21 protein-coding genes and 1 riboswitch are annotated in these 23,151 nt (G+C 72.8%); of the genes, 10 read left to right on the top strand and 11 right to left on the bottom strand.

The window, feature by feature from the left end; genetic code table 11:
* Positions 1-62: 62 nt before the first annotated feature.
* Genes ACK99Q_RS12665 through ACK99Q_RS12655 form a run of 3 tightly spaced genes read right to left on the bottom strand, consistent with a single transcriptional unit; the run spans position 63 to position 3,102 of the window.
* On the bottom strand, positions 63-1,565 hold the full coding sequence (locus tag ACK99Q_RS12665) for a precorrin-2 C(20)-methyltransferase (RefSeq protein WP_410186483.1): 1,503 nt from the start codon (positions 1,563-1,565) through the stop codon (positions 63-65).
* A complete protein-coding gene (locus ACK99Q_RS12660; RefSeq protein ID WP_410186482.1) occupies positions 1,562-2,227 on the bottom strand; it encodes a precorrin-8X methylmutase in 666 nt (221 codons plus the stop codon). Before ACK99Q_RS12660 ends, ACK99Q_RS12665 begins: the two co-directional genes overlap by 4 nt.
* Complete coding sequence (locus ACK99Q_RS12655; protein ID WP_410186481.1) at positions 2,224-3,102, bottom strand: nitrite reductase; 879 nt, start codon at positions 3,100-3,102, stop codon at positions 2,224-2,226. Before ACK99Q_RS12655 ends, ACK99Q_RS12660 begins: the two co-directional genes overlap by 4 nt.
* Positions 3,103-3,151: 49 nt before the next feature.
* Positions 3,152-3,334: riboswitch (cobalamin riboswitch) on the top strand.
* Positions 3,335-3,389: 55 nt separating this feature from the next.
* Between ACK99Q_RS12655 and ACK99Q_RS12650 the strand changes: the two genes are divergently transcribed.
* Genes ACK99Q_RS12650 through cobF form a run of 6 tightly spaced genes read left to right on the top strand, consistent with a single transcriptional unit; the run spans position 3,390 to position 11,199 of the window.
* Entirely contained in the window at positions 3,390-4,418 is a 1,029-nt protein-coding gene (locus ACK99Q_RS12650) for an ABC transporter substrate-binding protein (protein ID WP_410186480.1), read from the top strand.
* The gene (locus tag ACK99Q_RS12645) at positions 4,415-5,434 is read left to right on the top strand and encodes a FecCD family ABC transporter permease (protein ID WP_410186479.1); all 1,020 of its coding nucleotides are present in this window, start codon (positions 4,415-4,417) and stop codon (positions 5,432-5,434) included. Before ACK99Q_RS12650 ends, ACK99Q_RS12645 begins: the two co-directional genes overlap by 4 nt.
* Positions 5,431-6,192 carry an ABC transporter ATP-binding protein gene (locus ACK99Q_RS12640; RefSeq protein ID WP_410186478.1) on the top strand — a complete coding sequence of 254 codons (762 nt, stop codon included), beginning with the start codon at positions 5,431-5,433 and terminating at the stop codon, positions 6,190-6,192. The genes ACK99Q_RS12645 and ACK99Q_RS12640 overlap by 4 nt, the downstream gene beginning before the upstream one ends.
* Positions 6,189-6,842, top strand: coding sequence for a (2Fe-2S) ferredoxin domain-containing protein (locus tag ACK99Q_RS12635; RefSeq protein WP_410186477.1), 654 nt, complete (start codon positions 6,189-6,191; stop codon positions 6,840-6,842). Before ACK99Q_RS12640 ends, ACK99Q_RS12635 begins: the two co-directional genes overlap by 4 nt.
* Positions 6,839-10,444 carry a cobaltochelatase subunit CobN gene (gene cobN / locus ACK99Q_RS12630; RefSeq protein WP_410186476.1) on the top strand — a complete coding sequence of 1,202 codons (3,606 nt, stop codon included), beginning with the start codon at positions 6,839-6,841 and terminating at the stop codon, positions 10,442-10,444. Before ACK99Q_RS12635 ends, cobN begins: the two co-directional genes overlap by 4 nt.
* On the top strand, positions 10,441-11,199 hold the full coding sequence (gene cobF, locus ACK99Q_RS12625; RefSeq protein ID WP_410186475.1) for a precorrin-6A synthase (deacetylating): 759 nt from the start codon (positions 10,441-10,443) through the stop codon (positions 11,197-11,199). The genes cobN and cobF overlap by 4 nt, the downstream gene beginning before the upstream one ends.
* A gap of 1 nt (position 11,200) precedes the next feature.
* Here the strand turns inward: cobF and ACK99Q_RS12620 are convergent, their stop codons facing one another.
* Positions 11,201-11,788, bottom strand: coding sequence for a dihydrofolate reductase family protein (locus ACK99Q_RS12620; protein ID WP_410186474.1), 588 nt, complete (start codon positions 11,786-11,788; stop codon positions 11,201-11,203).
* Between the two features lie 83 nt (positions 11,789-11,871).
* On the opposite strand from ACK99Q_RS12620, the gene ACK99Q_RS12615 reads away from it, so the two are divergent.
* Positions 11,872-12,462, top strand: a complete 591-nt coding sequence (locus ACK99Q_RS12615; protein WP_410186473.1) for an MOSC domain-containing protein — start codon at positions 11,872-11,874, stop codon at positions 12,460-12,462.
* Between the two features lie 17 nt (positions 12,463-12,479).
* Here ACK99Q_RS12615 and ACK99Q_RS12610 read toward each other — a convergent pair whose 3' ends face one another.
* Positions 12,480-12,944, bottom strand: a complete 465-nt coding sequence (locus ACK99Q_RS12610; protein WP_410186472.1) for a PPOX class F420-dependent oxidoreductase — start codon at positions 12,942-12,944, stop codon at positions 12,480-12,482.
* Positions 12,945-12,977: 33 nt separating this feature from the next.
* Here ACK99Q_RS12610 and ACK99Q_RS12605 point away from each other — a divergent pair, with 33 nt between their 5' ends.
* Positions 12,978-13,373: an NUDIX hydrolase gene (locus ACK99Q_RS12605; protein WP_410186471.1), complete on the top strand. Its 396-nt coding sequence runs from the start codon at positions 12,978-12,980 to the stop codon at positions 13,371-13,373.
* Here the strand turns inward: ACK99Q_RS12605 and ACK99Q_RS12600 are convergent.
* Positions 13,359-14,117: a ZIP family metal transporter gene (locus ACK99Q_RS12600; RefSeq protein WP_410186470.1), complete on the bottom strand. Its 759-nt coding sequence runs from the start codon at positions 14,115-14,117 to the stop codon at positions 13,359-13,361. The genes ACK99Q_RS12605 and ACK99Q_RS12600 overlap by 15 nt on opposite strands.
* A 90-nt stretch (positions 14,118-14,207) precedes the next feature.
* On the opposite strand from ACK99Q_RS12600, the gene ACK99Q_RS12595 reads away from it, so the two are divergent.
* Positions 14,208-15,203 (top strand): endonuclease/exonuclease/phosphatase family protein, encoded by a 996-nt coding sequence (locus ACK99Q_RS12595; RefSeq protein WP_410186469.1) that lies wholly within the window; start codon positions 14,208-14,210, stop codon positions 15,201-15,203.
* A gap of 178 nt (positions 15,204-15,381) precedes the next feature.
* Here the strand turns inward: ACK99Q_RS12595 and ACK99Q_RS12590 are convergent, their stop codons facing one another.
* A complete protein-coding gene (locus tag ACK99Q_RS12590) occupies positions 15,382-16,929 on the bottom strand; it encodes a protein kinase domain-containing protein (RefSeq protein ID WP_410186468.1) in 1,548 nt (515 codons plus the stop codon).
* A gap of 143 nt (positions 16,930-17,072) precedes the next feature.
* Between ACK99Q_RS12590 and ACK99Q_RS12585 the strand changes: the two genes are divergently transcribed.
* Positions 17,073-18,584 (top strand): SulP family inorganic anion transporter, encoded by a 1,512-nt coding sequence (locus ACK99Q_RS12585; RefSeq protein WP_410186467.1) that lies wholly within the window; start codon positions 17,073-17,075, stop codon positions 18,582-18,584.
* A gap of 6 nt (positions 18,585-18,590) precedes the next feature.
* Here ACK99Q_RS12585 and ACK99Q_RS12580 read toward each other — a convergent pair whose 3' ends face one another.
* The 4 genes from ACK99Q_RS12580 to ACK99Q_RS12565 are packed head-to-tail and all read right to left on the bottom strand — an operon-like array spanning position 18,591 to position 23,121.
* A complete protein-coding gene (locus ACK99Q_RS12580; RefSeq protein ID WP_410186466.1) occupies positions 18,591-19,874 on the bottom strand; it encodes a threonine/serine exporter ThrE family protein in 1,284 nt (427 codons plus the stop codon).
* Entirely contained in the window at positions 19,871-21,205 is a 1,335-nt protein-coding gene (locus tag ACK99Q_RS12575; protein WP_410186465.1) for a dipeptidase, read from the bottom strand. Before ACK99Q_RS12575 ends, ACK99Q_RS12580 begins: the two co-directional genes overlap by 4 nt.
* A 3-nt stretch (positions 21,206-21,208) precedes the next feature.
* Positions 21,209-21,658: a hypothetical protein gene (locus tag ACK99Q_RS12570; RefSeq protein WP_410186464.1), complete on the bottom strand. Its 450-nt coding sequence runs from the start codon at positions 21,656-21,658 to the stop codon at positions 21,209-21,211.
* Positions 21,655-23,121, bottom strand: coding sequence for an APC family permease (locus ACK99Q_RS12565; protein WP_410186463.1), 1,467 nt, complete (start codon positions 23,119-23,121; stop codon positions 21,655-21,657). The genes ACK99Q_RS12570 and ACK99Q_RS12565 overlap by 4 nt, the downstream gene beginning before the upstream one ends.
* Between the last annotated feature and the right edge of the window lie 30 nt (positions 23,122-23,151).

The following is a 23,151-nucleotide window of genomic DNA, read 5'->3' as shown; positions in this document are numbered from 1 at the left end:
GGCGGCGGTGACTGAGCAACCTCATGGAGACCTCGTGGGGTTGCCAGCTCACCGCTCACCCGTCATTCCACGAAGCGCGGGCTCCACACGCGGCCGGTCGGCGTGACCCGCGTGGACGACGCGCCGATCAGCAGCAGGCACTTCATGTCGACGGTCTCGGGATCGAGGTCGCCGAGGGTGGTGACCACCAAGCTCTCCTCGGCACGGCCGACGTCGCGTCCGACGACCACCACGGTGTCGGGCGACTTGTGCTCCAGCAGCACCGCCTGCGCCTGCGCCACCTGCTCGGTGCGCGAGCGCGACCGCGGGTTGTAGAGCGCGAGGACGAGGTCGGCCGCGGCGACCGCGCGGAGCCGCTGCTCGACGACCTCCCACGGCTTGAGCCGGTCGGAGAGGCTCATGACGGCGAAGTCCGCGCCGATGGGCGCTCCGGCGCGTGCGGCGACGGCCTGGACGGCCGAGATGCCGGGAACGACGCGCACGGCGACGTCGGCGTACCGCGGGTCCTCCGCGGCCTCGAAGACGGCCGACGCCATGCCGAAGATGCCGGCGTCACCGCCCGACACGACGGCCACGCGCTCGCCGGCCAGCGCCAGCTCGAGGGCGTCACGAGCGCGGTCGACCTCCACCGTGTTGCCCGACGCGTGACGCACGAGGCCGGCCCGCTGAGGGACGCGCTCGACGTAGGGGCCGTAGCCGACGACGTGCCCCACCTCGGCCAGGACCTGGGTGGCCTCGGGCGACAGCCACGCGTCCGGCCCGGGGCCCAGCCCCACGACGACGACCTCGGCGTCCAGGGCGGGCGCGACCGCCTCGGGCGCCGGGCTCTCGTAGCGGGCGACTCCGGGGCGGGTGTCGCCCGGAACGAGCACGATCGAGAAGTACGGCACGGTCTCGGGGTCGACGTCGGCCACGGGGAGCACGCGCTCGGCCTCCATCGAGGCGCGCTCGACGTACCAGGATCCCTCGATGCGGCCGGCCTGCTCGAGCGCGGAGCGCACCTTCGCGAACGTTCGGCCGAGCTTCATGATCACGGCGCCGTCGGTGTCGGCGAGGCGCCGGGCCAGCTCGGGCTCCGGCAGCGTCCCGGGCAGGACGGTCAGCACGTCGGTCTGGCGCACGAGCGGCAGCGCGGTGGTCGCGGTCGCGGCCGCGAAGGCCGGAACCCCGGCGACGACGTGCGTCTCGAACGCGTCGCTCAGCCGGTCGTGCAGGTACATGAACGAGCCGTAGAGCATCGGGTCGCCCTCGGCCAGGACGACGACGTCGCGGCCGGCGGCGAGGTGCTCGCGGACCCGACGCTCGCAGTCGGCGTAGAAGTCGGCCATGGCGCCGGCGTACCCGCCGGGATGGTCGCTGACCTGCGTCGTGACGGGGTAGACCAGCGCCTCCTCGGTGACGCCCGGGCGCAGCAGGCCGGCGGCGATGCGGCGCGCGTTCGACTGCTTGCCGACGCCCTGGTGGTAGGCCACGACGTCGGCGGCCTCGATGAGGCGGGCGGCCTTGAGGGTGATCAACTCGGGGTCGCCGGGGCCCACGCCGACGCCGTACAGCCGGCCGGTCACTCGCGCTCCTGGGCGAGCGCGTTGAGGGCCGAGGCGGCCATGGCGGAGCCGCCGCGGCGCCCGGTGACGACGAGGTACGGGACGTCGAGTCCAGGCACGTCGGAGGCGAGGTCGATCAGCGCCTGCTTCGACTCGGCCGCGCCGATGAACCCCACGGGCGTGCCGATGATCGCGGCGGGACGCGGGGCACCGTCCCGCAGCAGCTCGAGCAGGTGGAACAGGGCCGTCGGGGCGTTGCCGAACGCCACGACGGCGCCCTCGAGGTGCTCGGTCCACAGCGAGACCGCGGCGGCCGAGCGCGTGGTCGACCAGGCCCGGGCGAGGTCGGGGACCCGCTCGTCGCGCAGCAGGCACCGGACGTCGTTGTCGCGGGGGAGCCGGGCGCGCGTGACGCCCGAGGCCACCATGTGCGCGTCGGTGAGGATCGGCGCGCCCGACTCGAGCGCCGAGCGGGCGGCTGACACCAGGCCGGGGTGGATCACGAGGTCGCGCGCGAGGTCGGTCTGACCGCACGCGTGGATCATCCGCACGGCGACCTTCTCGGCGTCCGCGGGCACGCCCGACAGGTCGGCCTCGGCGCGGATCGTGGCGAACGAGTCGACGTAGATCTGGGCGCCGTCGGTCTCGTAGGCGTACCGGCGGGCGGGTGGGGCGAGGGTCATGCGTTCTCCAGGTCGGGGACGATCAGGGTGCGCCACGGCGTGATCACGACGTGCGGGGCGCCCAGCGCGAGGACCTCGTCCATCAGGCGCCGGTCGAGACGACCGCCCGGTGCCGCCAGGTGCAGCGCGAGCCGGTCGTCGTCCTGCGTGATCCTGCCAAGCGGTGGGGGCTCGGCCGACACCCGGGTCTCGTCGCGCCGGTCGTGAGCCTGCCCGAGGAGACCGGCTCCCGCACCGGGCAGCTCGTCGACGTGCCACGGCGACTCGGGCTGCGCGCCGGCGGCCTCGACGAACCTCCGGGCGAGGTCCACTAGTGCCTCCGCGGCCTCCGCGACGGCGACCGTCGGACCCCACGCCGAGCGGCCGGCGCGGAGCTGGACCTCGGTCGCCGAGACGGCCACGAGACCGAGGTCGAGGTCCCGCTCGGCGACGTCGCCGCGCCCGTCGTCGAGCACGAACAGGAAGCGACCGGCGAGCGCGGCGAGGGCCGGGTCGGCGCACAGGCGCTCGTCCAGCTCGCGCACGACCGGTCGCAGGTCGGCGCGGCCTCCGACGAGGCCCGTGAGCGGCGAGGCCATGACGTTGCGGACCCGCTCGTGCGAGGCCGACGGCATCAGGCCGGTCGCCATCACGGCGTCGACGACCGCGTCGGGCAGGCACCCGTCGTCGTGCGCGATGGCGCGGACCTGCAGGTTCGCGCGGGAGGTCAGGTGCACCGCGCCGTCCCCGTGGGCCACGGCGACCTCGTGCAGTCCGCCCAGCGCGTCGGTCGTGAGGCGCCCGCCCGGCACCCGCACGCGCACCAGGGCGCCGTCGTCGGCGATCCAGGGGCGCAGCAGGCCGGGACACAGGTCGCGGCGGGTCCGTTCGGTCACGCGGACATGGTGCCACCCGGCCCTGCCGCCGCACGTCCCGCCGCGGGGCTGCTACGGTCGGCTCGCCAGTCAAACTCAGCGATGAGCCAGGGAACCCGGTGAGAGTCCGGGACTGACGCGCAGCGGTGAGGGTGACGGGCGGGGCACACAGCCACTGGACCGCAAGGTCTGGGAAGGCGCTCCGTCCGGTCGATCCCGAGTCCGAAGACCTGCTGGCCCTCACGGCAACCGCCGTCTGGTCCCACCGGGCTTCGCGAACGAGCCCCAGACCTCGAAGGATCACGCCCGTGCGTACCTCTGTCCGCCGTACCCTCGTCCTGCTCTCCGCAGGCCTGCTCACCCTCGGCGCCTGCGCGTCCGAGGACACCGACCCCGACCGCGCCTCCGCCGACGGCTACCCGCGCACGCTGGAGAACTGCGGCCGCACCACGACCGTCGAGTCGGCGCCGCAGCGCATCGTCTCGCTCAACCAGGGCTCCACCGAGATCCTGCTGTCCCTCGGCGTCGCCGACCGCATGGCGGGGACCGGCACGTGGACCGACCCGGTCATGGCGGGCCTCGAGGCCGACAACGAGAAGGTCGAGCGCCTCGCCGACAGCGCCCCCTCGATGGAGCGCGTCCTGCAGACCGAGCCCGACCTCGTGACGGCGTCGTTCGCCAGCACGCTGGGCAAGGGCGGCGTCGGCACGGCCGACGCGTTCGAGGACCTCGGCGTGCCCACGTACCTGTCGCCCGCGGAGTGCGAGGGCAAGGACAACGAGGGCGACGACGACGGCGCCCGCACGGGCGTCCTCGAGATCGACGCGATCTACCGCGAGATCACCGAGCTGGCCGAGCTGCTGGACGTGGAGGACCGCGGCGACGAGCTGGTCGCGTCGCTGCAGGATCGCGTCGCGGCCGCGTCGGCGAAGGCCCCGCAGGACGAGGTCAGCGTCCTGTACTGGTTCGCGAACGCCGAGTCGCCCTACCTCGCCGGCTGCTGCGGCGGCCCCGGGATCATCACCCGGGCACTCGGCCTGAAGAACGTCTTCGACGACACGAAGGCCGAGTGGCCGCAGGTCGGTTGGGAGACCGTCGCCGAGCGTGACCCCGACGTCCTCGTGATCGGCGACCTCACCCGCAAGAGCCAGACCGCCGAGACCGCGAAGGCCAAGATCGAGTTCCTCGAGTCCAACCCGGTGACGCGCGAGATGACGGCCGTGAAGAACCGCCGGTACGTCGCCCTCACCGGCGCCGCCCTGAACCCCTCGATCCGCACGGTCGAGGGCCTCGAGCAGGTCGCCGACGCGCTGGCCGAGTTCGGCCTGTCGCAGTGACGGTCACCCGGCGCGCCTGGATCCTGGGCTCGGCCGGGGTGGCGCTGCTGGTCGCGTCCGTGTGCGTCGCGGTGACCATCGGCCCCTCGGACGTCGGTCCGCGATCCGTGCTGTCCCTGGCCTGGTCGCGGGCGGTCGGCGGCGAGTCCGGGCTGACCCGCATCCAGGAGGGCATCGTCTGGAACCTGCGCCTGCCCCGCACGCTGCTCGCCGCGGCGTGCGGGGCCGGCCTGGCCGTCTGCGGGGTCATCCTGCAGTCGCTGCTGCGCAACCCCCTGGCCGACCCGTTCGTGCTCGGCGTCTCGTCCGGCGCGTCCACGGGAGCGGTCTCGATCGTGGTCCTCGGCGTCGGCGCCGGGACCATCGGACTGGCCGGGGGAGCGTTCGTGGGCGCCATGGGCGCGTTCCTACTGGTGCTCGTGCTGGCCGCCGCGGCGGGCGGCACGACCGACCGCGTCGTGCTGGCCGGCGTCGCGGCGACCCAGCTGTTCTCGGCGCTGACCTCGTTCATCGTCTTCACCGCCGCCGACGCCGAGCAGACGCGGGGCGTGCTGTTCTGGCTGCTCGGCTCGCTCGGCAGCGCGTCGTGGACCGACGTCGCGGTCGTGGGCTCGACGGTGGCGCTCGCCGTGGTGTCGTGCCTGCTGATGGCCTCGACGCTGGACGCGTTCGCGTTCGGCCAGGACAGCGCCGCCACCCTCGGCGTCGACGTGGGCCGAGCCCGGATCATCCTGCTGGTCATCACCGCGCTGACCACGGCCGTCATCGTCAGCACGTCCGGCGCGATCGGGTTCGTCGGACTCGTCCTGCCGCACGTGGCGCGCGCGATGGTGGGCGTGAACCACCGCCGGATGCTGCCGCTCGCCGCGATCAGCGGTGCCGTCTTCCTCGTGTGGGTCGACACCGCGGCCCGCACGATCATCGACCCGCAGGAGCTGCCCGTCGGCGTGGCCACGGCGCTGCTCGGCGTGCCGGCCTTCGCGCTGGTCCTGCTCCGAAGGAGGTCCCGCGCATGAGCCTGCGTGCCTCCTCCGTGTCCTGGGCCGTCCGCGACCGCCTCATCGTCGACGGCGTCAGCATCGACGCCGTGCCCGGCTCGCTCGTCGGACTGCTCGGGCCCAACGGCTCGGGCAAGTCGAGCCTGCTGCGGCTGCTCGCCGGACTGCGCGCGCCCTCGTCCGGCGTGGTCCGGCTCGGTGACGACGACCTCGCCACCCTGCGTCGGCGCCACGTCGCGCAGCGCGTCGGCGTCGTGGAGCAGGAGTCGGCGACGGACACCGATCCGCTCGTCCGTGACGTCATCGAGCTCGGCCGGATCCCGCACCGTCGCTCCTGGCAGCCGGTGGCGGAGCACGACGTCGAGGCCGTGCGCCGAGCCGCCGCGGCGACCGGCGTGCTGGAGCGGCTGGAGCAGCCCTACGCGACCCTGTCCGGCGGTGAGCGCCAGCGGGTCCAGATCGCGCGGGCGCTGGCCCAGGACCCCGAGGTCCTGCTGCTCGACGAGCCCACCAACCACCTCGACGTCCGGCACCAGCTCGACGTGCTGCGGCTGGTCCGCGACGCGGAGGTCACGGCCGTCGCCGCCCTGCACGACCTCAACCTCGCGGCGGCCTACTGCGACGAGGTGGTGGTCCTCGCCGAGGGCCGCGTCGTGGCCGCCGGGCCGCCCGCCGCCGTGATCACCGAGGCGCTCGTCGCCGACGTCTACGGCGTCACCGCGTTCGTGGAGACGCACCCGATCACCGGAGTGCTGACGGTGGTGTGGCAGCCATGACCGTCCTCGTCCACGTCGCCACCGCCCTTCCGGACGCCGCGCGCCAGGGGGTGCTGCGTCGTGCCGCCACGGAGGCGGACGCCCGGATCGCGTTCCTGCAGGGAGCCGAGCCGACCCTCGTCCGGGTGCTCGACGAGCTGCACGCCGCGGGCGTGCGCGAGCTGCGCCTCGAGCCGGTCACGACGGACGACCCGACCTTCGCCCGCTCATGGGTGGGACGCGTCGCCGGGCACTGGCTCCGCGAGCAGGTCGACCCGCCGACCCTGCACTTCGGCGAGCGGGCGATCACGGGCCGCGAGGCACCGCTGACGTCCTCGGCCTGGAACACCCCGCCGGCCCACCGGCACCACCTGCTGCTGTGCCGGGGCCCTCGCTGCAGCGCGCACGGGTCCGACGCCACCTACCGCGCGCTCGTCATGGCCCTCGTGGAGCAGGGCCTCACCGACTCCGACGTCCTCATGGCCCAGACCGGCTGCCTGTTCCCCTGCAACCACGGGCCGGTGGCCGTCGTGCATCCCGAGGGCGCCTGGTACGGCCCCGTCGGGCCCGAGGACGCCACCCGCCTCGTCCGCGAGCACCTCGCCGCGGACCGACCCCTCGACGACCTCCGCATCCCCGGCACCACCGCGCCACCCGAAGGAGCAGCATGACCCGCATCGCCCTCATGTCCACGTCCGACACTGACCTGCTGTCGGCACGCGCCAGCGACGCAGCCTACTCGTGGGCGAATCCCGCCCGGGTGACCGACGAGCGCCGCGACACGCTCGTGGACGAGGCCGACCTGGTCGTCCTGCGCGTCTTGGGCTCGCCGGAGGACGTGCGCGACGTCGCCGCCCTGGTGCGGGAGCGCGGCCGGCCGCTCGTCGTGCTCGGCGGCGAGCGACTGCCGAACGCGGCGCTCATGGAGCTGTCGACCGCGCCGATCGGCGTGTGCGCCGAGGCCCACCGCTACCTCGCCGAGGGCGGCGCCGAGAACCTGCGCCAGCTGCACGCCTTCCTGTCGGACACGGTCCTGCTGACGGGCGAGGGCTTCGAGCCGCCCGCCGTGCTGCCCGAGTGGGGCGTCAGCGAGCGCACCGCGACCGCCGCCGAGGGACTGCCGCGGGTCGGCATCCTCTACTACCGCGCGCACGAGGTCAGCGGGAACCAGCGCTTCGCGCACGAGCTCGCGGACGCGATCGACGCCACCGGACGCGGCGTCGGCGTGCCGATCTTCGTCTCGTCCCTGCGTGCCGCCGCCGACGACCTCTTCGACGAGCTCGCGACCCTCGACGCCATCGTCGTCACGGTCCTCGCCGCCGGCGGGTCCAAGCCCGCGACCGCGAGCGCCGGTGGGGACGACGAGGCGTGGGACGTCGAGCGCCTGCGCGCGCTCGACGTGCCCGTCCTGCAGGCACTCGCGCTGACCTCGACGCGCGAGGAGTGGGAGGCCTCCGACGACGGCGTCACCCCGATCGACTCGGCCACGCAGATCGCCATCCCCGAGTTCGACGGCCGCCTCATCACGGTGCCGTTCTCGTTCAAGGAGGTCGACGACGACGGCCTGCCGCGCTACGAGACCGATCCCGAGCGCTGCGCCCGGGTGGCCGGGATCGCCGTGAACCACGCCCGGCTCCGATTCGTCCCGCCGGCCGAGCGCAAGGTCGCCCTCGTGCTCTCGGCCTACCCGACGAAGCACAGCCGGATCGGCAACGCGGTCGGCCTCGACACGCCCGTCTCGGCGATCCGCCTGCTACGCCAACTGCGGGACGCCGGCTACGACCTCGGCGCGCCGGGGGAGATCCCGGGCGTCGACCCGCTGCCGTCGGTGGAGGGCGAGGAGCCCGACACGACGTCGGGCAACGCGCTCATCCACGCGCTCATCGAGGCCGGCGGCCAGGACGAGGAGTGGCTGACCCAGGCCCAGCTCAGCAGCTCGCACGTGCGCATCAGCCGGGAGGACTACCTGCGCTGGACCGCCGACCTGCCCGCTGCGCTGCGCGACGAGATGGTCGAGACCTGGGGCGAGGCCCCGGGCTCGCTGTTCGTCGACGATGACGGCGACATCGTGCTGGCCACCCTCCGCGCGGGCAACGTCGTCATCCTCATCCAGCCGCCGCGCGGGTTCGGCGAGAACCCGGTCGCGATCTACCACGATCCCGACATGGCGCCCTCGCACCACTACCTCGCGGCCTACCGCTGGCTGGAGCACGGCTTCGGCGCCGACGCGGTGGTCCACCTCGGCAAGCACGGCTCGATGGAGTGGCTGCCCGGCAAGAACGCCGCGCTGTCGGCCGCGTGCGCCACCGACGCCGCGATCGGCAGCATGCCGCTGATCTACCCGTTCCTGGTCAACGACCCGGGCGAGGGGGCGCAGGCCAAGCGGCGCGCCCACGCGACGATCGTCGACCACCTCGTCCCGCCCATGGCGCGCGCGGAGGGCTACGGCGACATCGCGAAGCTCGAGCAGCTGCTCGACGAGTACGCGAACGTCGCCGCGATGGACCCGCCGAAGCTGCCCGCGATCCGCCAGCAGATCTGGACGCTCATGCAGTCCGCGCAGATGCACCGCGACCTCGGCCTCGACGAGCGACCCGGCGACGAGGAGTTCGACGACTTCCTGCTGCACGTCGACGGCTGGCTGTGCGAGATCAAGGACGTCCAGATCCGCGACGGCCTGCACGTGCTGGGCCAGGCGCCCGAGGGCGAGGCGCGGGTGAACCTCGTGCTCGCCGTGCTGCGCGCCACGCAGGTGTGGGGCGGCCAGGAGAAGGCGCTGCCCGGACTGCGCGCGGCGCTGGGCCTCGCGGAGGACGCCCCGCTGCCCGAGGTCGACGCCGTGGAGGCGCAGGCCCGCGGCCTCGTCGAGACGATGGAGAAGTCGGGCTGGGACCCCGCCGCGATCGACACGGTCCACGACGACCCGATCGTGCAGGCCGTGCTCCGCTTCGCGGCCGAGCAGGTCGTCCCGCGGCTCGCGGCCACCACCGACGAGCTGACCAACATCCTGCGCGCGCTGGACGGCCGGTTCATCCAGGCCGGACCGTCGGGCTCGCCGCTGCGCGGCCTGGTGAACGTGCTGCCGACCGGCCGGAACTTCTACACGGTCGATCCCCGCGCCGTGCCCTCGCGGCTCGCGTGGGACACCGGCCAGGCGATGGCCGAGTCGCTCGTCGCCCGGCACCTCGAGGACACGGGGGAGTACCCGCGCTCGGTCGGGCTGTCCGTCTGGGGCACCTCCGCGATGCGCACGTCGGGCGACGACATCGCCGAGGTGCTGGCGCTGCTGGGCGTCCGACCCACGTGGGACCCGGCGTCGCGGCGCGTCAACGGTCTCGAGGTCATCGACCTCGCGGAGCTGGGGCGTCCGCGCATCGACGTCACGGTGCGCATCTCCGGGTTCTTCCGCGACGCGTTCCCGCACGTGATCGAGATCCTCGACGACGCGGTGCGCCTCGTGGCGGACCTCGACGAGCCCGAGGAGTCCAACTACGTCCGCGCCCACACGGCGCAGGACCTCGCGGAGCACGGCGACCACCGCCGCGCGACCACGCGCATCTTCGGCTCCAAGCCCGGCTCGTACGGCGCCGGCATCCTCCAGGTCGTCGAGTCGGGCACGTGGCGCGACGACGCCGACCTCGCCGAGGTCTACACCGCGTGGGGCGGCTTCGCATACGGCCGCGACCTCGACGGCGTGGCCGCGAGCGACGACATGCGCACGAGCTACCGCCGCATCGCGGTGGCCGCGAAGAACATCGACTCGCGCGAGCACGACATCGCCGACTCCGACGACTACTTCCAGTACCACGGCGGCATGATCGCCACGGTCCGCGCGCTGACCGGCACCGAGCCGAGGGCGTACGTCGGGGACTCGACCACGCCCGACGCGGTCCGCACCCGCACGCTCCAGGAGGAGACGAACCGCGTCTTCCGCTCGCGCGTCGTGAACCCGCGCTGGATCTCGGCGATGCAGCGTCACGGCTACAAGGGCGCGTTCGAGCTGGCGGCGACGGTCGACTACCTGTTCGGCTTCGACGCCACCGCGGGCGTCGTGCACGACTGGATGTACGAGTCTCTCGCGAAGGAGTACGTCCTCGACGAGACGAACCAGGAGTTCATGCGCCGCTCCAACCCGTGGGCCCTGCGCGGCATCGTCGAGCGGCTCAACGAGGCCGCCGACCGCGGACTCTGGGAGGAGCCCGATCCCGAGGTCATGGCGGAGATGGCGCGCGTCTACCTGGAGGTCGAGGGCGACCTGGAGGACGACGCGTGACCCGGCGGCTCGCGCTCGTCGGCCTCGGGCCGGGCGACCCCGACCTGCTGACCGCTCAGGCGGCGCGGGTCCTCAACGAGGTCGACCACCTGCTCGTCGCCGACAAGACCGCGCAGCACCCCGGCACGGCCGACCTCATCGCGATGCGCGAGGAGATCTGCCGCAGGCACGTGCAGCGCCCGTGGCACCTCGTGCAGGTGCCCGACCCCGAGCGCGACCGCGACGACCCGGCCGACTATCCCGGTGCCGTGCGCGACTGGCACGAGGCGCGGGCGATCGCGTTCGAGGCGGCGCTGCAGGAGCACCCGGGCGACGCGGCGATCCTCGTCTGGGGCGACCCGTCGCTCTACGACTCCGCGATCCGGCTCGCCGACCGGATCGAGGAGCGCGGTGTCGTCGAGGTCGCGGTCGAGGTCGTCCCCGGGCTCAGCAGCGTCCAGCTGCTCGCGGCCCGTCACCGTCTCGTGCTCAACGCCGTCGGCGGCCCGATCACCATCACGACCGGACGTCGGCTGCTGGAGGACGCGGCCACCGGCGACAACCTCGTGGTGATGCTCGACGGCTCGCTGACCTGCCGGCGACTGCCGGAGCCCAGTGGGTGGAACGTCTGGTGGGGCGCCAACCTCGGCTCGGCGGACGAGGTCGTCGTCGCCGGTCGGCTCGACCTCGTCGTCGACGAGATCGCGAATCGTCGGGCGCAGGCGCAGGCCGCGCGGGGCTGGGTGATGGACACCTACCTGCTGCGACGGGCCTGAGTCAGTCCCACGTCCGCAGCGAGGGCCGGTACGTCAGCTCGACGGTCCGGTCGTCTAGGACGCGGTGCTCCAGCAGCTCGAGGTCGAAGTCCTCGGCGTCGGCCAGCACGGGACGCTCGCCGGTGCGCCCGGTCAGCACCGGGAACACCGTCAGCTGCACGGCATCGACGAGCCCAGCGGCCATCAGGTCGCGGTTCAGGCTCAGGCTGCCGTGCGAGCGCAGCGGGACGTCGGACTCCTCCTTCAACCGGGCCACGATCTCGACCGCGTCGCCGCGGGCCACGGTGACGTCGGGCCAGTCCAGCTCGCCGTCAAGCGTCGACGAGACGACGGTGGTGGGCATCCGGCGCATCCGCCCGACCCACGAGTCCCCGAGCTCGGGGTACTGGCCGCCGGACAGCATCTCGACGAACTCGCGGAAGGTCGTGGCGCCGAACACCATCCGGACGTCGGTGTCGTAGAGCTCGTCGCGCCGCCGCAGCAGGTCGGGACCCTGCCGGCCCCAGTAGCCGCCCCAGTCGCCCGGCGGCCGGTACGAGCCGTATCCGTCCACGCTGGCGAACACGTCGAAGGTGTAGGTCGCGGTCATGCTGCCTCCCCGCCTCGGTCCCTGTCTCCGAGTGTCCACCGCAGGCGTCGATCCGGCCAGCACCGCGTGACAGCATGGGGCCCATGTCCGAGCCTCACGTCGTCGCCGTCAGCCGGGACGACCAGCACCGCTTCAGCAAGGTGCCGGTCGCGTCGATCACGCTCGTCGAGGGTCACGGGGTCGAGGGCGACGCCCACGCCGGCGCCTTCGTGAAGCACCGGTCGCGCGTGCGGAAGGACCCCCGTCAGCCCAACCTGCGCCAGGTGCACCTGATCCACGCCGAGCTGTTCGAGGAGGCCCGCGCCATGGGGCACGAGCTGGCGCCCGGCGACCTCGGCGAGAACGTGCTGACCGAGGGCGTCGACCTGCTCGGCCTGCCCACCGGGACGCTCGTGGACCTCGGCGGCCCGGTCGTGCGGATCACGGGCCTGCGCAACCCGTGCGTGCAGATCAACCGCTTCCAGCCCGGTCTCATCAAGGTCGTGCTGGCGAAGGCGGACGGCACGCCGGCGTCGCGGCCCGCGCCGCCCACCGGCTCCGCGGGCGCCTCGGCCCCGGTGGTCCGCAAGGCCGGCGTCATGGCCGTCGTCGAGCGCGGGGGAGAGGTGCGCCCCGGCGCCCCGGTCTCCGTCACCCTCCCGGCCGAGCCGCACCTCCCGCTCGAGCCCGTCTGACCTCTCGGGGCTGGGGGCTAGTCGGCGAGGCGCGCGGGGAAGCCGCCCGTCGAGATCGGGCCCCACGACGTAGGCGTGATCCGGATCAGGCTCTTGCCCTGGTCGAGCATCGCCCGGCGGTACTCGTCCCAGTCGGGGTGCTCGCCCGAGATGTTCCGGAAGTACTCGACGAAGGCGTCGAGCGCCTCGGGCACGTCGAGCACCTCGGCGGTGCCGTTGACCTGGACCCAGGCGTCGTTCCACTCGTCCGACAGGACGACCACGCTGACCTCGGCGTCGCGGCGCGCGTTGTGGGTCTTCGCGCGCTCGGGATAGGTCGAGATCACGAGCCGTCCGGAGTCGTCGACGCCGCCCGTGACCGGCGAGGCCTGCGGGCTGCCGTCGGAGCGACGCGTCAGGAGGATGAACCGGTGGCGCGGCCGGACGAAGTCGAGCAGCTCGTCGAGGTCGACGCGGGTGTTGGTGGCGATGGATCGGGGCATGGACTCACGCTACGCCGCGAGGATGATGGGGGCATGGCCGAACGTCCCGTCCTCGCCGCGAGCGCGGTCGTCATCGACGACGCTGGTCGTGTCCTGCTGGTGCGCCGCGCGCACGACCCGGGACGCGGGCTGTGGTCGGTGCCGGGCGGTCGGGTCGAGCCCGGGGAGACCCTCGAGGACGCGTGCGCCCGCGAGGTGCTGGAGGAGACCGGCTACGCCGTCGAGGTCGGGCCCGAGCTCTGGACCGCGCACGTGCCGACCGGCGACGGCCGCGACTACGAGATCCACGACTTCGCGGCGACGGTCGTGTCGGGTCGCCTCGTCGCGGGTGACGACGCCGACGAGGCGGGCTGGTTCAGCCTCGACGCGATGGCTGCCCTGCCGATGGTCGAGGGCCTGCTCGACCTGCTGCGCTCAGCCCGCGCGTGAGATCGTGAACGCGCACAGGAAGCCGATCGTGGCCAGCAGCCCCGCGTACAGGTGGGTGCGCTCGAACGCCTCGGGGATCATCGTGTCCGCCACCATCGCCAGGATCGCGCCCGCCGCGACGGCCGTGATGGCGGCGATCGTGGTGGGGGACGCGCCCTCCAGCAGCAGGCACCCGGCCATCGCCGCCAGCCCGCTGGCCACCGCGATGCCGCCCCAGACGCCGAACACGTAGCGCGCCGAGCGGCCCTTGCGCTTCATCCCCGCGGCGCTCGACAGGCCTTCCGGGAGGTTGGAGACGAAGATCGCCGCCAGCACCGGCACGCCGACCCCGCCGCCGCCCACGAGGGACAGCCCGAGCACGACCGACTCCGGGATCCCGTCGAGCAGCGCGCCGATCGCGATCGCCGTGCCGCTGCCCGACTGCTCCTCCTCGGACGACTGCTCCGCGCCGGACCGCTTGCGGTGGCGGGCGCCGTGGCGCGCGAGCACGAGGTTGGCCGCGACGTAGGCGAGCGCGCCGCCGAGGAATCCGAGCACGGTGGGCCGGAGCCCGCCGAGCTGCTCGGCCTCGTCGACGAGGTCGAACGAGAGGGCCGAGATGAGCACCCCGGCGCCGAACGCCATCACCGACGCGACCACGCGCCGCGGCACTGGGACGAGCCAGGCGACCGCCGCGCCGATCACCAGCGCACCGCCCGCCACGAGGCCCCACAGGCCCGCCTCCACGCCGATCGACACGTCCATGCCTTGATCGTGTCAGCCCGAGGGCTCCGACGCAGGCGACGGCGGGCCGATGCGGGTGCATGATGAGAGGGACGCCGAGGAGGTGGACGCATGTCCGTCGACTACTACGTCGCGTGGTGGAACGTGGAGAACCTCTTCGACGAGGAGAAGGCTCCCGCGACCCGGCGCACCGAGAAGGTCCGGCGGGCCCTCGGGAACGACCTCCTGGGCTGGACCCGCACCCTGCGCAACCGCAAGATCGACCAGCTCGCGTCCGTGGTCGCGCAGATGAACGACGGCGCCGGACCCGACCTGCTGGGCGTGTGCGAGGTGGAGAACCGCTTCGTGCTCAACCTCCTCGTCGCCAACGTCGAGAAGCGCCTGCCGAGCCGGCACTACGGCATCGCCCACGCCGACACCGACGACGCGCGCGGGATCGACGTGGCGTTCCTCTACGACACGGGCCTGTTCGAGGTCCCCGCCGACGAGACGTTCTTCCACGTGGTCATGCGCCGCAACGCCACGCGCGAGATCGTGCAGGTCAACTTCCGCACCCGCCACGGCGCCCGGACGTGGGCCGTCTTCGGCAACCACTGGCCGTCACGCAGCGGTGGCCAGTACGAGTCCGCCGGCTACCGCGACATCGCGGGGGAGACGCTGGCCTACTTCCACGAGCGCGTGCTGGAGGTACACGGTCCGGAGACGCCCGTGCTGGCGATGGGCGACTTCAACGACGAGCCGTTCGACGTCTCCCTCGTGACGCACGCGCTCAGCACCCGCCAGCGCAACCGCGTGCTCAACGCTGACATCCCGTTGTTGTGGAACCTCGCCTGGCCGCTGCTGGGCGGTCACGGCGGCCAGCCGGACGGCAGCTTCTACTGGCAGAACCAGCCGAACCTGCTCGACCAGGTGCTGGTGAACCGCGCGATGGCCGACGACGGTCCGCTGCGCGTCGACGCGGAGTCGGTGCGGATCCTGCGCTTCCCCGGCACGTCCGACGAGGGCCAGTACCCGCGGCCGGTCCCGTTCGGCGGCATGGGCCACCCGGTCGACAAGCAGGGCTTCTCCGACCACTTCCCGATCGCCCTGCGGGTGACCGAGGACTGACCCTGATCTCGATACACCGCCTCGCAAGCTCGGCGGCACTCGATCAGCGGTTGCGGTGATCGAGTGACTGGCGGGTGACCGAACAGACTGACCGCGGCACTCGATCAGCGGGTGCGGTGATCGAGTGACCGGCGAGCGAAGCGAGACGGTCGTATCGAGATCACGTCTCGCTCGCGGCTCAGCCCTTGCCCTTGCCCTTGCCCTTCGACTTTCCCTTGGCCTTGCCGTTGTTCTTGCCCGGGCCCTGGTTGCCGCTGGCCTTTGAGCCGCCGCTGCCGCCGCTCGTGGCCTGCGGCGCCGTCACGACGTTCGTGACGACCGGTGCGACCGCGACGGAGACCAGGATCGTGGCGCCGTCGGGGAGGCGGCCGGTCTTGTCGAGCGCGACGACCTCGCCGGTGTCCCCGGCCTGCGTGACGTCCTGGCGCTTCACGGCGAACCCGCGCCGCTCCAGCGCCGCGACGACGTCGGCGTACGGCTTGCCGACGAGGCTCTTCGCGGTGATCCGCACCTTGCCGGACGCGATCGACAGCGTCACCGGGCTGCTCTCGGAGCCCTCCGCGCCGGGCGCGGGGGACTGCTCCACGACCTCGCCCTCGGGCGTGTTGGCGACGTCGACGACCTTCGTGCGGGCGGTGAGTCCCGCCGCGTCGATGCGGCTCGTCGCTTCGGTGGCCTGGAGGCCCACGACGTCGGGCACGAGCGGCGGCCCGCCGAACATCAGCTGCCGGCCGCCCAGCAGTGCGGCCACGAGCACGATGACACCGACCGAGGCGTAGGCGACCCGCGGGCGACGTCGCCGGTGGGGCACGACGGCACGGACCGCCGAGGTCGGCAGCGGGATGGGGTCGGTGGCGACCTCGTGGCGCGGAGGCTCCTGCTCGAAGCGCTCGGGCAGGTCGATCGATCCCGCGGCCCCGATGCGGGCGGCCTCGGCGGCGACCTCCGCGGCGCTGGCCGGACGCTCGGCAGGGTCCTTCGCGGTGAGCGAGCGGACGAGGCCCGCGACGTCCTCGGGGACGGTGGGACCGAAGTCCGGGAGCTCGTCGTGCAGCTGCGCCATCGCCGTGCCGATGTGGGTCTCGCGGCGGAACGGCGACGTGCCGGTGAGGCAGTGGAACGCCACGACCCCGAGGGCGTAGAGGTCGGACAGCGGCGTCGCGAGTCGGCCGCGCACCTGCTCGGGACTCATGTAGTCGGTGGTGCCGACGAGCGAGCCGGTGTCGGTGAGCGGCTCACTGGTGTCGTTCCGGGCGATGCCGAAGTCGACCAGGACCGTGCGTCCCTCGGGCGTCAGCATGATGTTCGCGGGCTTGAGGTCGCGGTGGACGATGCCCGCGTCGTGCGCGGCCTGGAGGCCCTCCGCGACCTGCTGCACCACCGACATCACCTGGTCGGGCGCCATCGGGCCGCGCTCCTTGAGCAGCTGGCCCAGCGAGTGCCCCTCGACGTACTGCATGACGATGAAGGTCGCGCCGTCCTCGGGGGAGTCGTCCTCCTCGAAGTCGTAGACCTGCGCGACGCCCGGGTGGTGGATGGCGGCGGCCAGATGGGCCTCGCTGCGCATCCGCGCGCGGTTCACCTCGTCGTCCTCGGTGCCCGCCTTCAGCACCTTGATGGCCACCGTGCGGCCGAGTCGCGTGTCGGTGGCGCGGTAGACCGAGCCCATGCCGCCGGTGCCGACGACCTCGTCGAGGGCATAGCGCTGCATCAGGGTCTGGGTCACGTGTCCACGGTAGGTCGGATCCGGCGACTCCGCGGCCCGAGTGATCAAGGGCACGGGCTCTCGAGGACGTTCCCTTGCACTGTCCGGACTAGGATTTCCGGGCGTCCGCACCCCGTCCCGGACGCACGGAACGGAATCCCCACATGACCTCCTCCGCGCCCTCGCGCGAGCCCGAGTCCGGACGCGTCCCCACGGTGCGCGCCGCGCTCACCTCGCCGCGTCTGCTGCGCACCGAGGTGCTGGCCGGACTGGTCGTCGCGCTGGCCCTGATCCCCGAGGCGATCGCCTTCTCGATCATCGCGGGCGTGGACCCCGAGATCGGCCTGTTCGCCTCCTTCACGATGGCCGTCACGACGGCGATCCTCGGCGGCCGCCCGGCGATGATCTCGGCAGCCACCGGCGCCGTCGCGCTCGTCGTCGCGCCGGTCATGCGCGAGCACGGCTACGACCACCTCATCGCCACGGTGATCCTGGGTGGCCTCATCCAGGTCGCGCTGGCGTTCGCCGGCGTCGCGCGGCTCATGCGCTTCATCCCGCGGTCGGTGATGGTCGGCTTCGTCAACTCGCTGGCGATCCTCGTGCTGATGGCGCAGGTGCCGCACCTGATCGGCGTGCCGGGGCTCGTCTACCCGATGGTGGCCGCCGGCGTCGCGATCATCGTGCTGCTGCCGCGACTCACCCGGGCGATCCCGTCGCCGCTCGTCGCGATCGTGGTGCTCACCGTGGTCACCGTGACGATGTCGCTGGGTGTGCCGAACGTGGGCGACGAGGGCGAGCTGCCCGGCAGCCTGCCGTCGCTGTTCACGCCCGACGTCCCGCTGAGCCTCGAGACGCTGCGGATCATCGGTCCGTACGCCCTCGCGATGGCGCTCGTCGGCCTGATGGAGTCCCTGCTGACGGCCAAGCTCGTGGACGACATCACCGACACCCACTCGAACAAGACGCGCGAGTCGTGGGCGCAGGGCGTCGCCAACGTCGTCACCGGGCTGTTCGGCGGCATGGGAGGCTGCGCCGTCGTGGGCCAGACGATGGTCAACGTCAAGGTCTCGGGCGCCCGCACGCGGCTGTCCACCTTCCTCGCCGGCGTCTTCCTGCTGGTGCTCGTGGTCGGCCTCGGCGACGTGGTCGCCACGATCCCCATGGCCGCACTGGTGGCCGTGATGATCATGGTCTCGGTCGCCGCGTTCGACTGGCACAGCATCACCCCGGCCACCCTGCGCCGGCTCCCCGCCAGCGAGACCTTCGTGATGGTCGTGACCGTCGCCGTCGTCGTGGCCACGGGCAACCTCGCGATCGGCGTCATCGTCGGCGTGCTCGTGGCCTCGGTGATGTTCGTGCGCCGCGTGGCCCACTTCACCGAGGTCGTCGACGTCGCGCACCCCGACCCGGACACCCGCGTCTACAAGGTCAGGGGCGAGCTGTTCTTCGCGTCCAGCAACGACCTCGTCTACCAGTTCGACTACGCGGGCGACCCGGGGAACATCGTCATCGACCTGTCCGAGTCCCACGTCTGGGACGCGTCGAGCGTGGCCGCCCTGGACGCGATCGAGACCAAGTACGCCGCCAAGGGCAAGACCGTGCACATCGAGGGTCTGAACGAGGCCAGTCTCGAGCGGCACCGACGGCTGGCCGGCCACCTCGACGCGGGGGACTGAGCGGCTCTAGCCGCGGCCGACCATGCGCGGACCGGACAGCCGGCGCTCGAGTCGGTCGGCCTCCCGCTTGATCGGGCGCGCCACGTACTGGCCGAGGATCACGCCGGCGGCCAGGGCCAGGGCCGTGGCGAGGGCGGACGCCAGATCGAGCACGCCGTCGCTGCCCTGCGCGAGCTCCGCGAGCCCGCGGTAGACCTCCAGCCCGGGGAGCAGGGGGACGATCGCGGGCACCACGACGACCAGCGGCGGCACCCGGAACCGGCCGGCGGCGACGTGGCAGACCGCGCCGATCACGACGGCGGCCACCGCCGACCCCCACGTGCGCCCGACGGCCGAGCTGTCGACCGAGAGCAGGACCGCCTGACCGAGCCCGCCGACCAGCGCGACCGCCACGAGGGCACGCCACGGCGCGTAGGACGCGAACGCGAAGCCCGAGGCCGCGAGGGCCGCGCCGACGACGATCACGCCGGCCTCCGCGATGCCGGCCGCGCCGACCTCCACGTCGACCAGTCCGACGCCCAGCAGGTCACCCACCGTGAGGCCCGCGCCCACCCCCGCGATGATGCCCATCGTGTTCAGGAACGCGTCGATGACGCGGGCCGACGCCGTGACCGGGAAACCGGTCAGCGCGTCCTGCGTGGCGCCCAGGATGCCCACGCCCGCCAGGAGCATGACGATGCCGGCCGTGACGACGCGGGACGGATCCGCCTCGACCGACGTGGCCGAGGCGACGACGGCGATCATCGTCGCGACGAACCCGCCGGCGCCCTGCTGGTAGAAGGTCGGGATGCGCTGCGGCGGGAGCAGCCGCTGCGTGGCGTCGATGCCGCACGCGGCGATGAACGCCAGCACGCAGATCACCAGTCCGCCACCCAGGGTGAGGGCGATGCCCGCGCCCATGACGCCCCAGCCGAGCGTGACGGCCCAGCGCGGCCGCGAGTGACCGGTCGACACGATCCGGGCGACGCGGTCGCGCGTCTCGTCCCGGGACGTGCGACCGCCGACCAGGTCGCTCACCGCCTGGTCCACCTCCACGAGGTCGGCGTAGTCGACCGGCCGCCGGTTCACCCGGCGCACCTGGATCGCGGCCGGCTCGTCACGACTCGGCTGGTGGCGCAGCGTCAGGTCGACGAACGTCACGTCGGCCGAGACGTTGCGCACGCCGCAGGCCCGCGTGACCTCGAGCATCGTGGCCGACACGTCCGCGGCGCCGGCCCCGGAGGACAGCAGCACCTCGCCGATCCGCAGGGCCAGGTCGAGCGCCTCGTAGGCCTCGCGGCGGTCGCTCATGCGAAGCGTTCGAGGAACAGCGCCTCCGCCAACGCCATGGACGCGATCTCCCGCGGGTCGACGCTCTCGTTGGGGGCGTGGATGAGGGCCTGCGGCTCCTCGACGCCCATGAGGAAGATCTCCGCGTCGGGGTAGAGCTCGTCGAACACGTTGCACAGGGGGATCGAGCCGCCCTGGCCCAGGTGCGTCATCTCGACCCCGTACGCCTCGTGCATGGCCGATGCCATCGCCCGGTACGCCGGGCCGTCGGTGGCGGCCCGGAAGGGCGATCCCGTCGCCTCGGTCTCCACGGTGCAGTGCACGCCCCACGGGACGGCGGCCTTCAGGTGCGCGACGAGGGCCGCCTCGGCCTCGGCGGGGGCCACCCCCGGCGGGATGCGCAGGTTCAGCCGCGCCGCGGCCTTCGGCACGATCGCCGCGGCCGAGCCGACCACCGGCGGGCAGTCGATGCCCAGGATCGTCACCGCGGGCCGTGCCCAGAGCATGTCCGAGACCGTGCCGTCGCCCAGCAGGGACACTCCGTCGAGGACGCCCGCGTCCGAGCGGAACTGCTCGGGCGGGTAGGGCTCGCCCGTCCACTCCTGTCCGTCGTCCAGCCCGTCGACGATCGTGTTGCCGTTCTCGTCGCGCAGGCTCGCGAGCGTGGCGACCAGTGCCGCGAGGGCGTCCGGCGCCGCGCCACCGAACATGCCCGAGTGGATCTCGGTCGTGCCCGACTCGAGGGTCACGACGACGTTGACCATCCCGCGCAGGCTCACGGTCGCCGCGGGGCGGCCGACGGCGGCGTTGCCCGTGTCGCACACCAGGATCGCGTCGGCCGCGAAGAGGTCGGGCTGGGCCTGGACGAACCCCTCGAGTCCGCCCGTGCCCTGCTCCTCGGACCCCTCGACGACCAGCTTGAGGTTGACGCCGACGTCGTCCCCGAGTGCTCGCAGGGCCGCGAGGTGCATCACGATGTTGCCCTTGCAGTCCGCCGTGCCGCGCCCGTACCAGCGTCCGCCCGACTCGGTGAGCTCGAACGGGGGAGTGCGCCACGCCTGGTCGTCCAGCGGGGGCTGCACGTCGTAGTGCGCGTAGAGGAGCACGGTCGGCGCGTCCGGGCGGGAGCCCGCCCGCGAGCCGACCACGGCCTGGCTGCCGTCAGTGGTGCGCTCGAGGCGTGCGTCCGAGAAGCCGAGCTCCTCGAACCTCGCTCGCACCCACTCGGCCGCGCGCTCGCACTCCTCGGGCGGGAACTGGCGGGGGTCGGCCACCGACCGGATCGCGACGAGCTCGGTCAGCTCGTCGCGCACCGTGGGCATGAGGTCGTCGATGCGCGCTCGCAGGTCCATGGATCAGTCTCCGATGTGGTCGTCGGTCTTGAGGTCCTCCACGTACGAGCGGAAGTCCTCGAGCTCGTCGGGGCAGTAGACCTCCATGACGAGCAGCTGGCCCTGGACGGCCCGGCTGTCGGCGATCACCGGCCGGGCGCCCGGACCGGTGGCCCCGTTGGTCAGCAGGGAGGCGAGCGTCGCCCGGCGGAGGGCGTCGTTCGGGTTCTCGCACGTGGCCCCGCCGTCGTCGCCGAAGACCCGGACGATCATGTCCCGGTCGGGCGTGCGGGCCGCGCCCGCGTCGACGAACGCCTCGATCAGCTGGTCGGCCTTCTCCTGCGCGCGGTTCGACTCGCGCACCTCGCTGAACGTCAGCACGGCCGCGATCGCGGCACCGCCGAGCAGGACGCACGCGGTGATGTAGATCCACGACCGCTCCCGCTTGGACTGGGTCTCCTCGTGGGTGCTCATGACGGGACCACCTCTCCGGTCTCGGGCTGCTTCCAGGACGGCTTGCGGAAGCGGTAGAACAGGAACGGCACCAGCAGGCCCAGGCCGAGCGCGCCGCCGCCGACGACCGCGACGTAGACGCCGGCATTGCCGGACGCGAACTGCGACGGCGGGATGAAGCCCACGAGCAGGGCCGCGAGCGATGCGGCGAAGCCGACGCCGCACAGGCCCACGAGCATCGGCGCCCGGTAGCCGCGCGGGTGGTCGGGGTCCTTGCGCCGCAGCTGCACCGCGGCGACGAACATCAGCAGGTACATGATCAGGTACACCTGCGTCGTGATCACCGAGAAGATCCAGTAGGCGCTGGAGACGTCGGGGATCAGCGCGTAGGCCAGGCCGATCACCGTGGTGATGAGGCCCTGGACCACGAGGATGTTCTGCTGCACGCCGTTCTTGTTGAGCTTCTGCAGGAACGGCGGGAGGTAGCCCTCCTGCCGCGAGATCATCAGCAGGCCCTTCGAGGGTCCGGCCAGCCACGTCAGCATGCCGCCGAGCGACGCGGTGACCAGCATGATGCCGACGATCGGGGTCAGCCACTGCCAGCCGAAGTTCGCGAACACCGCGTCGAAGGCCTGCATCACACCGGCCGTGAGCGACAGCTCCTCGGCGGGCACGATCCACGCGATCGCCAGGGCCGGGAGGATGAAGATCGTCAGCACGAGCGCCATCGCCAGGAACATCGCCTTCGGGAACTCCTTCGCGGGGTTCTTCAGCGACCCGACGTGCACCGCGTTCATCTCCATGCCCGAGTACGACAGGAAGTTGTTGACGATCAGCACGAGGCTGGACAGGCCGGCCCAGGCGGGCAGCAGGTTGTCCGACGTCATCGGGGCCGCCGACTCGTTGCCCTGGCCGAGGAAGACGACGCCCAGCAGCACGAGCACGACGCCGGGGACGAGCGTGCCGATGATGAGGCCGCCGCTGGCCAGGCCCGCGACGCCCTTCGTGCCGCGTGCCGAGACCCAGACGCCCGACCAGTACACGACGATGATGACCGCCGCGGTCCACACGCCGCTGCTGGCCAGCGCGGGGTTGAAGACGTAGGCCAGGGTGCTCGCGACGAACCCCAGCAGGCTCGGGTAGTAGAAGATCGTCATCGCGAACTGGCACCAGACGGCCAGGAAGCCCATCGGCTTGGAGATGCCCTCGGACACCCATTTGTAGATGCCGCCCTCCCAGCCCGACGCCAGCTCGGCCGAGACCAGCGAGGTCGGCAGCAGGAAGACGATCGCCGGGAGCAGGTACAGGAAGACGCAGGCGAGTCCGTAGACCGCCATGGTCGGTGCGGCGCGCAGGCTCGCCACCGAGCTGGTGGTCATCATCGCCAGCGCGATCCAGGAGATCCACTGATGGGTCGAGGCGCGGCTCGCGGCCGCGCGCACGCGGGAGCCGCCGCCCTCGGCGGAGAGGTCCGCGGTGGTCATGAGGTGCCTCGAGGCTCTGCGAGGGTGAAC

The organism is Aeromicrobium sp. MLTX1 (assembly GCF_046452335.1).
Lineage (GTDB): Bacteria > Actinomycetota > Actinomycetes > Propionibacteriales > Nocardioidaceae > Aeromicrobium.
Note: the sequence above shows the minus strand (reverse complement) of the source record. Positions and strands in the feature narration are given on the sequence as shown.

Coding starts and splice junctions, on each gene's coding strand:
- ACK99Q_RS12615 (WP_410186473.1), top strand. CDS start 11,872: ATGTCCGAGCCTCACGTCGTCGCCGTCAGCCGGGACGACCAGCACCGC.
- ACK99Q_RS12580 (WP_410186466.1), bottom strand. CDS start 19,874: ATGAGCGACCGCCGCGAGGCCTACGAGGCGCTCGACCTGGCCCTGCGG.
- ACK99Q_RS12620 (WP_410186474.1), bottom strand. CDS start 11,788: ATGACCGCGACCTACACCTTCGACGTGTTCGCCAGCGTGGACGGATAC.
- ACK99Q_RS12660 (WP_410186482.1), bottom strand. CDS start 2,227: ATGACCCTCGCCCCACCCGCCCGCCGGTACGCCTACGAGACCGACGGC.
- cobN (WP_410186476.1), top strand. CDS start 6,839: ATGACCCGCATCGCCCTCATGTCCACGTCCGACACTGACCTGCTGTCG.
- ACK99Q_RS12585 (WP_410186467.1), top strand. CDS start 17,073: ATGACCTCCTCCGCGCCCTCGCGCGAGCCCGAGTCCGGACGCGTCCCC.
- ACK99Q_RS12595 (WP_410186469.1), top strand. CDS start 14,208: ATGTCCGTCGACTACTACGTCGCGTGGTGGAACGTGGAGAACCTCTTC.
- ACK99Q_RS12640 (WP_410186478.1), top strand. CDS start 5,431: ATGAGCCTGCGTGCCTCCTCCGTGTCCTGGGCCGTCCGCGACCGCCTC.
- ACK99Q_RS12575 (WP_410186465.1), bottom strand. CDS start 21,205: ATGGACCTGCGAGCGCGCATCGACGACCTCATGCCCACGGTGCGCGAC.
- ACK99Q_RS12565 (WP_410186463.1), bottom strand. CDS start 23,121: ATGACCACCGCGGACCTCTCCGCCGAGGGCGGCGGCTCCCGCGTGCGC.
- ACK99Q_RS12570 (WP_410186464.1), bottom strand. CDS start 21,658: ATGAGCACCCACGAGGAGACCCAGTCCAAGCGGGAGCGGTCGTGGATC.
- ACK99Q_RS12600 (WP_410186470.1), bottom strand. CDS start 14,117: ATGGACGTGTCGATCGGCGTGGAGGCGGGCCTGTGGGGCCTCGTGGCG.
- ACK99Q_RS12635 (WP_410186477.1), top strand. CDS start 6,189: ATGACCGTCCTCGTCCACGTCGCCACCGCCCTTCCGGACGCCGCGCGC.
- ACK99Q_RS12605 (WP_410186471.1), top strand. CDS start 12,978: ATGGCCGAACGTCCCGTCCTCGCCGCGAGCGCGGTCGTCATCGACGAC.
- ACK99Q_RS12610 (WP_410186472.1), bottom strand. CDS start 12,944: ATGCCCCGATCCATCGCCACCAACACCCGCGTCGACCTCGACGAGCTG.